The 9,028-nt window shown below is 42.3% G+C and carries 11 protein-coding genes and 2 pseudogenes; 9 read left to right on the forward strand and 4 right to left on the reverse strand.

The genetic code is table 11. The annotated features are described in order from the left end of the window. Positions 1-137: 137 nt before the first annotated feature. The 6 genes and pseudogenes from AC4II3_RS15505 to AC4II3_RS15530 all read left to right on the forward strand — a co-directional run bounded on the left by AC4II3_RS15505 (position 138) and on the right by AC4II3_RS15530 (position 4,711). Positions 138-479, forward strand: coding sequence for a hypothetical protein (locus tag AC4II3_RS15505; protein WP_488007563.1), 342 nt, complete (start codon positions 138-140; stop codon positions 477-479). Between the two features lie 193 nt (positions 480-672). After that, positions 673-1,116 (forward strand): annotated as a pseudogene (locus AC4II3_RS15510) (Uma2 family endonuclease); the annotation flags it as partial. Between the two features lie 109 nt (positions 1,117-1,225). Further along, positions 1,226-1,474: a UPF0175 family protein gene (locus tag AC4II3_RS15515; RefSeq protein ID WP_488007561.1), complete on the forward strand. Its 249-nt coding sequence runs from the start codon at positions 1,226-1,228 to the stop codon at positions 1,472-1,474. After that, on the forward strand, positions 1,471-1,965 hold the full coding sequence (locus tag AC4II3_RS15520; protein ID WP_488007559.1) for a PIN domain-containing protein: 495 nt from the start codon (positions 1,471-1,473) through the stop codon (positions 1,963-1,965). The genes AC4II3_RS15515 and AC4II3_RS15520 overlap by 4 nt, the downstream gene beginning before the upstream one ends. A 399-nt stretch (positions 1,966-2,364) precedes the next feature. Further along, positions 2,365-3,312 carry a CinA family protein gene (locus AC4II3_RS15525; protein ID WP_488007557.1) on the forward strand — a complete coding sequence of 316 codons (948 nt, stop codon included), beginning with the start codon at positions 2,365-2,367 and terminating at the stop codon, positions 3,310-3,312. A gap of 124 nt (positions 3,313-3,436) precedes the next feature. Continuing rightward, positions 3,437-4,711 (forward strand): glycosyltransferase, encoded by a 1,275-nt coding sequence (locus tag AC4II3_RS15530; RefSeq protein WP_488007555.1) that lies wholly within the window; start codon positions 3,437-3,439, stop codon positions 4,709-4,711. 133 nt (positions 4,712-4,844) lie between these two features. On the opposite strand, the gene AC4II3_RS15535 is transcribed toward AC4II3_RS15530, so the two are convergent. Further along, entirely contained in the window at positions 4,845-5,141 is a 297-nt protein-coding gene (locus AC4II3_RS15535) for a hypothetical protein (protein WP_488007553.1), read from the reverse strand. After that, positions 5,128-5,463, reverse strand: a pseudogene (locus tag AC4II3_RS15540) (XisI protein). Before AC4II3_RS15540 ends, AC4II3_RS15535 begins: the two are co-directional and overlap by 14 nt. Positions 5,464-5,691: 228 nt before the next feature. Between AC4II3_RS15540 and AC4II3_RS15545 the strand changes: the two are divergent. The 3 genes from AC4II3_RS15545 to AC4II3_RS15555 all read left to right on the forward strand — a co-directional run bounded on the left by AC4II3_RS15545 (position 5,692) and on the right by AC4II3_RS15555 (position 7,017). Further along, positions 5,692-6,045 carry a DUF433 domain-containing protein gene (locus AC4II3_RS15545; protein ID WP_488007551.1) on the forward strand — a complete coding sequence of 118 codons (354 nt, stop codon included), beginning with the start codon at positions 5,692-5,694 and terminating at the stop codon, positions 6,043-6,045. After that, a complete protein-coding gene (locus AC4II3_RS15550; protein WP_488007549.1) occupies positions 6,045-6,407 on the forward strand; it encodes a DUF5615 family PIN-like protein in 363 nt (120 codons plus the stop codon). Before AC4II3_RS15545 ends, AC4II3_RS15550 begins: the two co-directional genes overlap by 1 nt. A gap of 100 nt (positions 6,408-6,507) precedes the next feature. Then, positions 6,508-7,017: a DUF29 family protein gene (locus tag AC4II3_RS15555; RefSeq protein ID WP_488007547.1), complete on the forward strand. Its 510-nt coding sequence runs from the start codon at positions 6,508-6,510 to the stop codon at positions 7,015-7,017. Between the two features lie 257 nt (positions 7,018-7,274). Here AC4II3_RS15555 and AC4II3_RS15560 read toward each other — a convergent pair whose 3' ends face one another. Together AC4II3_RS15560 and AC4II3_RS15565 are read right to left on the reverse strand one after the other, a co-directional pair. Then, on the reverse strand, positions 7,275-7,760 hold the full coding sequence (locus AC4II3_RS15560) for an NINE protein (protein WP_488007545.1): 486 nt from the start codon (positions 7,758-7,760) through the stop codon (positions 7,275-7,277). A gap of 163 nt (positions 7,761-7,923) precedes the next feature. After that, positions 7,924-8,877 (reverse strand): hypothetical protein, encoded by a 954-nt coding sequence (locus AC4II3_RS15565; RefSeq protein ID WP_488007543.1) that lies wholly within the window; start codon positions 8,875-8,877, stop codon positions 7,924-7,926. Positions 8,878-9,028: the final 151 nt, after the last annotated feature.

The following is a 9,028-nucleotide window of genomic DNA, read 5'->3' on the forward strand; positions in this document are numbered from 1 at the left end:
ACATATAATTGATTCTTGGATCAACGACTCGTCTTATCCGAGGCTCCCTAAAAAAATGTACCTCACCCAATTGAAAACTGCTATAACTAATAACTAATAACTTTAGTACAAACCCATTAGGAAACAGTAGAAAAGTTATGAGCGCTCCCATCACTAACAGACAGAAAACTATTCCAGTCCTAGAAAATGGATATCTGCTATCTCGTGGAGAATTTGAGCGGCGTTATCAAGCCATGCCCCATCTCAAAAAAGCAGAACTAATTGAAGGAATTGTTTATATGGGATCCCCCTTACGGTTTGAATCCCACGCTGAGCCCCATGCTAATTTATTCGTTTGGTTGGGCAACTATAAAATAGCAACTCCTGGTCTAAGATTAGGTGATAACCGATACTTTTTAGCTACCAAAATCTACAAATCAGATTTTGGCTCACTAATGCAAGCTGGATTTTGCCAGCCAGGGGGTATCTCCCAAGGCTAAACCCGGACTATGCCCGGCTTAGCGCATAAATTTGATTCCACTATTGACAAAAAACGCAACCCTTAAACCCTTGGTTTTCGGCTTTAATGTAAGTCGCAAAGTATCTCTAATGAAACTGAATCTATGTTTAAAGTCTAACACATCTTTGTAGATAGTGCAACATTCTTGGAGAAAATCCTTAACAGTTGCCAGCCCTACAGTGCGCCTCGATCTTGATAATGAACCCCAACCTGATGTGGTTTTATTAATTGATAGCAATTGTGGTGGCCAAAGTCGCCTGGACGATGATGGTTATATTGACGGAGCACCAGAACTAGTCGCAGAAATTGCAGCAAGTACTGCTTCTATTGACCTCCGGGATAAAAAACGAGTCTATCGTCGCAATGGAGTAAAAGAATATCTGGTTTGGCAGGTAATTGACCAGCGTTTTGATTGGTTTTCTTGGCAAGAGGGAGACTATGTTTCTCTTGTAGCTGATGAAGAAGGGATTATCCGCAGCCAAGTTTTTCCGGGATTATGGTTAGCAGTTTCGGCACTTTTGGCGGAAGATATGCTGGAGGTGATGGCAACTTTGCAAGCTGGGTTGGCCAGTAATGAACATCAAGAGTTTTTGCAACAGTTGGCAAGTTTTTATTAATTAATTGTCAGGTTTGGAGTATTCGGTAGTGGTAAAGATTACATCTTTACCACTACCCAGAACGTTTTTGAGCTATCATTAAAAATACGATTTATCAAACAATTCTGTGATGAGTATCGTTATTTCAGACGCAATCCTACAAGCATCTCAGCTTACCCCAAGTGAGTTTCGCCAGGAAATTGCATCACACTTGTTCCAAACAGGTCGCCTAACACTAAACTATGCCAGCCGACTGGCCCACATGGAACCCAACGAGTTTCGCCAATTTCTTAAGCAGCGCAAAATTCCGCTTTACTCCTACGATGTTGAAGACTTTGAACTTGACTTGAAAAATTTGCGGGAGTTAGGACGGTTGTGATTGTTATTAGCGATACATCGGCAATTACAAATTTGGCAGCGATTCAATACTTGCAGCTTCTGCCTCAACTTTATAATCAAGTCATTATTCCTGAAGCGGTGTATCGTGAACTTGCAGACATTGATCCTCCTGTTCCTGGCACTCTCGAAGTTCAATCTGCTTCCTGGCTTGAAGTCAGGCAAGTGGTTAACTCTGAGGTCGTTGAACATCTTCAGAATGAGGTGAGTTTAGATCCTGGAGAATCTGAGGCAATTGCTCTTGCCCTAGAATTGAATGCTGACTTGCTATTAATTGATGAGCGTCGTGGTCGAGCAGAAGCCGATCGTCTGGGGTTGAGGATTACTGGATTGCTGGGTATTTTGGTTGAGGCGAAACATCAAAATCTAATCGTTGCCGTCAAGCCTTTGATGGATGCCTTAATTGCCACCTCAGAGTTTAGAGTGTCTCTAGCCCTATATAATCAGATTTTAGAGATGGTGGATGAAGACTAATATCACAGGAGAGTGGTGCAGGCGCGGCACAAAAACGCCCATGCACCAGACCGTATCAACGCTATCAGTTGAGCGTTTGGGGTGATCTGCGGCGGGTGATGGGTAACCTACCAGAGCTTCCCAGCAGTCTGGTCAAGAAAATGGAATTGGAATAACGTTTTTGATCGGAATATCGGATTATTCTTGTTAAACCTTTTGTGCATTTAGTTGTGCATTTAAATTAAATATTATTCAGTTATAAAAAAACGTCAAACCCTCTACCCCTACTCCCTACTCCCTACTCCCTACTCCCTTGCTGTCAAAACCATTAAATTTAAATAAAGACCAGCTGATACAACCCAATCATTGATAGTGTAATCAAAGTTAATTCATCTATCGTTTGGAGAAAGACAATCAAAAATGCGAAAAAATAAAGTTTTGATGGTACTGCTCTCGCTAATTTTACCCTTTGTGCTTGGTGTCCAACTAGCAATGGCCGATACCAGCGACTCAGCTCAAACCTGCTTACGAGGGTTACTGTACATGGACAATGGTTGCACTACAGTAGATTATATGTCCATTGATTACACTCCTCTGATGAATGAAAAAGCTGAAAGCTTTTTGAAAGAAATTAAGGCACGGGAGCTTAATGTTGTCACAGCGGAGTCTCTGACCAGTGGCATGATTATTTCCACAATCGTCAACATTCCCCTCTATGGCTCCTACACCTACGGTGGATTTTCTACCTATGATAGCGATGCTAAGCGCAAGATGCTTGGGGTCAAAAAAGGCGATGTTTATACAGAAACCACAGCTCGACAAATGGCTGCTGGTGCTTTGAAAAATAGTCGGGCGATGGTCTCTATTGCAGTTACCGGAAACGCCGGACCGGTTGACAAAAATAAATTGGAAGACCTCGGTGTTGTCAACGCAGCAGTTTCTATTCGCACCATCTCTGAGAGCCAAGACAGTGACATCCACGAGCAGCCCATTGTCTTCAATACCAGGCACCGGCGCATGGCACTTTGCGATGGTGATGGATTGCCTATGACTGAAGTTGTGTGCCAACAATATCGTTCCGAAGCTGAGGCCGACCCTAAGGGCTATGTATCAGCTCCAACCTTGTCCATGACCCGGAAATTGATTCGGCAAAATGTGGTGATTGACGCTTTGGAACTGGCGAAACAACACCTCCAAAACTTTGTCTGTACCAGCGACGGCGATAATGTCACTTGTAAAACTCTCGACTCCATGTGTCAAGAACCCTATGATGGCCGTTACATCATTTACGGTGAACCAACTTGGGTGATCAAGGAGCACATCGAGCGTTGTCCAGTGGGTATGGTAAAGAGAAGACGGAAAAGGTAACAGGAAAGACGGAGCAGGAGGGAGTAGGGAACAGGGAACAAAAATTATTACAATTGATTCAGGTAACCTTATTCCCAGATCCGCTGTTTCCTGTTCCCAACTTCAGCAAAGAAGTCTCTGACCTATGCACGTATTTATCCAAACACTAGGTTCCCGTGGCGATGTCCAGCCCTATGTGGCATTGGGCAAAGGTTTAAAAGCAGCAGGACATACCGTCACAGTCTGTACTAGTGCCAGTTTTGAATTATTCATCAGGGAGCATGGCTTAACTTATGGCTATATGAACGATGAGATGATGAAGCTGATCAATTCAGATCAAGGTCGGGATGCCATGGAAAATACGACCAACCTCTGGGAAACCATCAAACTCACTCGTAAGTTATCTAAACAAGTTGCTCCCATGCAACGAATGATGCTTAAGGATAGTTGGAATTCCGCACAAGAAGCCAACCCGGATCTGATCATCTTCCACCCCAAAACCTATGGGGGCCCTCATTTCGCCGAAAAATTGGGCATTCCCGTGATCATGGCGGTTCCCTTGCCGATGCTGGTGCCTACTGCTGAATTTCCTCACATGGGCTTCCCGAAATGGCCTTTAGGGGGCTGGTATAACAGACTGACCTATCACTTCGTTAATCGATTAATGGAGTTTTCAGCAGGCAAACCTGTTAAAGAGTGGCGAGCTGACCATGATTTGCCACCCCAACCCGGCAATTTTAATATTCTGCGTACCACGACGGGTGAACAGATTCCGGTTTTATATTGTTACAGTAAGTTTGTGTCCGATGAAGCTACGGACTGGCCTGAGAGTGTGGTGGCAACAGGCTACTGGTTTCTAGAGCAACAAGATACATGGCAACCACCGGCTGAATTACAGGATTTCCTGGATGCTGGCAATCCTCCGGTTTATGTGGGTTTTGGCAGTATGGCTGGACGAGATCCCCAGCGGCTGACGGAAATTGTGATTGAAGGGTTACAGCAAGCGAAGGTGCGGGGGATTATTGCTACCGGTTGGGGTGGCTTGGCTGTAGATGACTTGCCAGACAGCATTTTAAAAATTGACAGCGCTCCCCACGATTGGCTTTTCCCCCGTATGGCGGCAGTGGTGCATCATGGTGGGGCTGGCACTAGCGCTGCTGGCTTACGGGCAGGTCGTCCGACTATCATTTGTCCCTTTTTTGGAGACCAACCCTTTTGGGGCGAGCGTGTTCATGCCCTTGGTGTCGGCAGTAAACCGATTCCGCAAAAGACATTGACTCCCGAGAAGCTGGCTACTGCTCTCAGCGAAGTGACGACAAACCAGACCATTCGGCAAAATGCTGAAGCCTTGGGCAAACAAATTCGGGATGAAGATGGCATTGCTAATGCGATCGCTATTCTTGAATCTCAATTTGGTTAGGATTTTAGGGAGCAAGGAGCAGGGAGCAGGGAGTAGGGAGTAGGGAGTAGGGAACAGGGAACAGTGGATCTGGGAACAGGGAAGAAAGAACAGGGAATTGTTAATGGGATGGGTGGGTTATGAACATACCTTACTACTCACTTCTTGCTTGAATAACTATGGGATGCGATCGCATCAAGTTGCGGACTGACTGGTTAGCGCTGATGCGATCGCACTTTTTTGAGAATTGTCTTATTCCTCGGTTTATAGCGTTTTTCGCAGTTATGAGGTACAGTCTTCTTTGACTTTGATTCCCTGTCTTGATCCAGCGCATCGCTATTCCCTGTTCCCTGTTCCCTGTTCCCTGTTCCCTGTTCCCTAAAATCCAGAAATTGTGTACCTCATAGCTATGATAATTGCTAGATTTGTGATTTGGGTTATGCGATCGCATATCCGGTATGTTGACGTAAATGGGGAGGATGAAACGCGAGGACAATATGATCCTTTGGCACACCCGCCGCAACTAGTTCATCGGTAATGCCGTCTTCGATGCCATCATAATGAATCCAGAGTTTGCTCTGACGAATCTCAACATGGGTGACAACCCCATGGACTCTTTTTTTGCCCTTCCATCCTTCGTTAAACAGTAGGAAATGAGTACGCTCGGCATCAATAATGACATACTGCTTAATATCACCATAACTTTATGGGATAGCCGCATAGTCTTTGAGAATTTTTTCGACGGTATCTTGGTAGAATGTTACGGTATCCATTCTAAAATATCCTCGGTATTTGCTTCAAAAACAATAATTACCATAGTCAAATACCAGGTGTTGTTGAATTAGGGTATGATTTTGGCAAGTAGCCTACGCATTATCACCACGTATTATATATAATAGCGGGTTATAGCCTAATCAGGTACACAATATTTTTTCCCTACTCCCTACTCCCTACTCCCTACTCCCTACTCCCTACTCCCTCAATTAAAAACTATTACACTAATGCAACTAGAAGATTACTTTGATTTTTTAGCACCCGATGATATTCGCATTAAAGGAACACGCATTGGGATAGAACATATTCTCTATCAATATATCCATCGTGCCCAGACACCAGAAGCGATTGCCGAACGCTATAGGACGGTAACACTAGAACAGGTTTATGCCACAATTTTATACTATTTACACAACCAAGTTTCCGTGAGCGCCTATATTGCTGACTGGTTGGCGTGGAGTCATCAAATGCGGGAGCAACAGCGTAAAAGTCCCCCTCCTTTTATTGAAAAACTCCGAAAGTTAAAAGCTGAAAAAGAGGCTGCCTATCAAAACCAGACTAAAACAATAGAGGCTAGTTAATGGCAATTAACTATCTACTGGATGAACATATTCCATTAAGTTATCGCACACAGATGTTGCGACGCTATCCTCAATTAAAAGTGTGGGCGATTGGCGACCCGAATACACCACCCAAAGGGACTTCTGACCCAGATATTCTGATCTGGTGTGAGGATAATGGCTTTATTCTTGTCACTAATAACCGTAAAACTATGCCTGTTCATTTAAAAGACCATCTAGCAGCAGGTCTTCATGTGCCAGGGATATTCATCATCAATGAGGACATGAGTATGGGTCAAATTATGGAGGAATTAATAATTATTGCTGAAGCGTCAATAGAGGATGAATATCGAGATCAAATTAGTTTTATGCCTCTACTTTAAATTTAAAATTTGATAACATAAGTGTTATCAAAATTATTCCCTGCTGCCTGCTCCCTACTCCCTACTCCCTACTCCCTACTCCCTAACAATTCCCTTACCTATGACACAAGAACTTATAGACCTCAAAACTAGCATTGTAGAAGGACGATACGCAGATGCTTTAGCAATTGTCGATGAATTAGAAGGGATGAGTAAACAGGCAATTTTGCGTAATATTGAATCCTTCCTAGTCAGGCTATTTATCCACTTAATTAAAAACCAAGTAGAGCAGCGTTTAACCAATTCTTGGGCAGCTTCAATTGCCAGTTTAATTCTGGAAATTAAAAAGCTAAATCTTAAAGATAATAAGACATCCTATTATATTAAACCGGATCAATGGCAGCCCAGATTAGAGGAAGCACTAGAAGCAGCGATCGCTCCTGCTAGTCTCGAAGTTTTCAATGGAGAATTAAGGCGGTCTCAACTTTCCCAGAGGTTGGATAAACCACAGCTCATTTTGACTGCAACTAGTTTACTTAGTCTGGCTTACCGCTATTCAGCTAAAGAACTACCAGCAGTTTTAGATAATTATTTAACTGAATTACCAGGTGGCGAAGAGTGGGGGAGATAATTGAGGATATAAGATATTTTTAAAATAGTCTGGAATAGGGAACAGGGAACAGGGAACAGGGAACAGTGGTAAGAGGCTGCATTCAGAACATTTTGTTAGTTGAATAACCTAATTTTTCTTGTACAGCATTAATTTTAGTAGATGTAGGTTTGGCAGTGCTTACCTTTAGGATAGTCAGCTTTTCAATTAGTCTGATGCACTGCCCACCATAGAGATGTAGGGTTGGCAGTGCTTACCTTTAGGATAGTCAGCTTTTGTTACATAACTTTGTAGATAATTGCTCCAGTATCAGGATGATTATCTACCATCAATATCTCTTGAGTACACATACTATTAAGCATCTCTTTGATCTCTTCAACTGGCTTTCCTGTAGCAAGTACGCAATCAGCTACAGATATGTTACCACCATTATCGTTTGCGACTTGAAGGATAAGTTGGGTGTCATTCTTGACCTTTTGGTTATCGGCACTTGGAGCAATTACATCTGCGACCTTGACAACAACCTGCTGAGTGACCTGGTTGTTTTGGTTTGCGCCGCCATAGAGCATGCTATACTTAAGATTTTTATGTTCAACCATTCCTGGTATCAGAGCTAAATCTACAAGTTGCCCAAGTCCAAAAAAACCAAATGTAAATAACCAGATGGTTCCACTAATGTACTTACCAGTGTAAAAACGGTGGACGCCGGAAAAACCTAATAAACAGGTAAACCATAAAAGGTAAGCTATTTGAGTTTTTCTCATGATTGAACTACTCCTTATCTAAATATTTGCTCGTTAATTAGTTCGTTAGGGGCGGGCTTGCCCTCATGCTATCGGTAGCCAGTGTTGGGAGAGCCCCCATAGTTTTTGAGGTTATGAGAAAGAATCAAGATGTTTCATAACCTAGTTGTAAATTCAATAACTTCTATTCTTTTGGAGTAACCGACAAATCCCGGAATTCAGGATTGATAAGACCATGGTAATAAGAACTAAACAAATAAGTTTTCAATTGCAGGACATCTATCTGGTTGACGTCTAGTGGAACTCCATCAAAAGTAATAATGGCTTCTATGGGTATATCCTTAATTAAGCTATTGCTAACCTCACGCTTATTACTGTATGTACCAAATTCAACTTTTTTAGCTACATATTCTTTACCTTGTTCAATTATTCTAGTTCTCTTTTGATAAACATTGGCATACAAAATTAATTTTACATTTTTTTTGGTACTTGTGATTAAGAGAGTACACCTGAGGGATTGGGTACTTGAATTCACATTGGAGGATTTTTGGCAACTTTTCAATTCATAGAGAATACCTTCCAGCTCAACTGATTGGGATGGAACTGGAGTCGCTGTAGGTTCAGTAATTCCTGAATTTCTCGTACCTTGCGATATTGTGTAAGGCTTACCAAGATTTTTAAGCGTTTCATTTTCAGTCTTGAGGTCTTGGATTATTTCCTCTAGTTTATCCTTGTCTGTTTCCAAAGAGTTAACTGGATCTTGGATGTTTTTTACAAGTATACTCAGCTCCTTTGATTCTAAATCCTCAACATTAGTGAGTCCTACTAATTGCGTAAAATTAGCCACAATAACTTCTCGGAGTTTATACCCTCCAAAGGCAGCTAATGGTGGTGTCAAAATCATTAGGATTAAGGCAAACTTGAAATAGTTTGTCCATTGCCGCATTCTCAATTCTCTATTCATTTGTTTACAAACCTCATCAATATCATTTTCACGAAGTAGACCGGATAGTCCTAATTCCTTTAAACTATCCTTAACCGTTTCAATGGTGATTCTTCCTTCCAGATCATTTTTTCGTTTGGAAAGCCGTTCTACTAATGCTTGGAATTGCTCTTCGCTTAAGCTATTTTTGAACATGGGCTTTATTGACCTTAACTTGAAATTATTTCTAGCTACTTGAAACTATTTATAGCGTTTCTAGGACTCATGAGGTACACATTATTTTTTCCCTGTTCCCTGCTCCCGTCTTGATGCAGTCGCTCATGGGGGAAACCCCCAAGACCGCGCT

It is taken from the genome of Moorena sp. (genome assembly GCF_982860115.1).

What these genes read in the sequence shown, in the direction of transcription:
- AC4II3_RS15505 (WP_488007563.1), top strand. Translation starts at nt 138, where the DNA reads ATGAGCGCTCCCATCACTAACAGACAGAAAACTATTCCAGTCCTAGAA.
- AC4II3_RS15515 (WP_488007561.1), top strand. Translation starts at nt 1,226, where the DNA reads ATGAGTATCGTTATTTCAGACGCAATCCTACAAGCATCTCAGCTTACC.
- AC4II3_RS15525 (WP_488007557.1), top strand. Translation starts at nt 2,365, where the DNA reads ATGCGAAAAAATAAAGTTTTGATGGTACTGCTCTCGCTAATTTTACCC.
- AC4II3_RS15530 (WP_488007555.1), top strand. Translation starts at nt 3,437, where the DNA reads ATGCACGTATTTATCCAAACACTAGGTTCCCGTGGCGATGTCCAGCCC.
- AC4II3_RS15535 (WP_488007553.1), bottom strand. Translation starts at nt 5,141, where the DNA reads ATGCGATCGCATAACCCAAATCACAAATCTAGCAATTATCATAGCTAT.
- AC4II3_RS15545 (WP_488007551.1), top strand. Translation starts at nt 5,692, where the DNA reads ATGCAACTAGAAGATTACTTTGATTTTTTAGCACCCGATGATATTCGC.
- AC4II3_RS15550 (WP_488007549.1), top strand. Translation starts at nt 6,045, where the DNA reads ATGGCAATTAACTATCTACTGGATGAACATATTCCATTAAGTTATCGC.
- AC4II3_RS15555 (WP_488007547.1), top strand. Translation starts at nt 6,508, where the DNA reads ATGACACAAGAACTTATAGACCTCAAAACTAGCATTGTAGAAGGACGA.
- AC4II3_RS15560 (WP_488007545.1), bottom strand. Translation starts at nt 7,760, where the DNA reads ATGAGAAAAACTCAAATAGCTTACCTTTTATGGTTTACCTGTTTATTA.
- AC4II3_RS15565 (WP_488007543.1), bottom strand. Translation starts at nt 8,877, where the DNA reads ATGTTCAAAAATAGCTTAAGCGAAGAGCAATTCCAAGCATTAGTAGAA.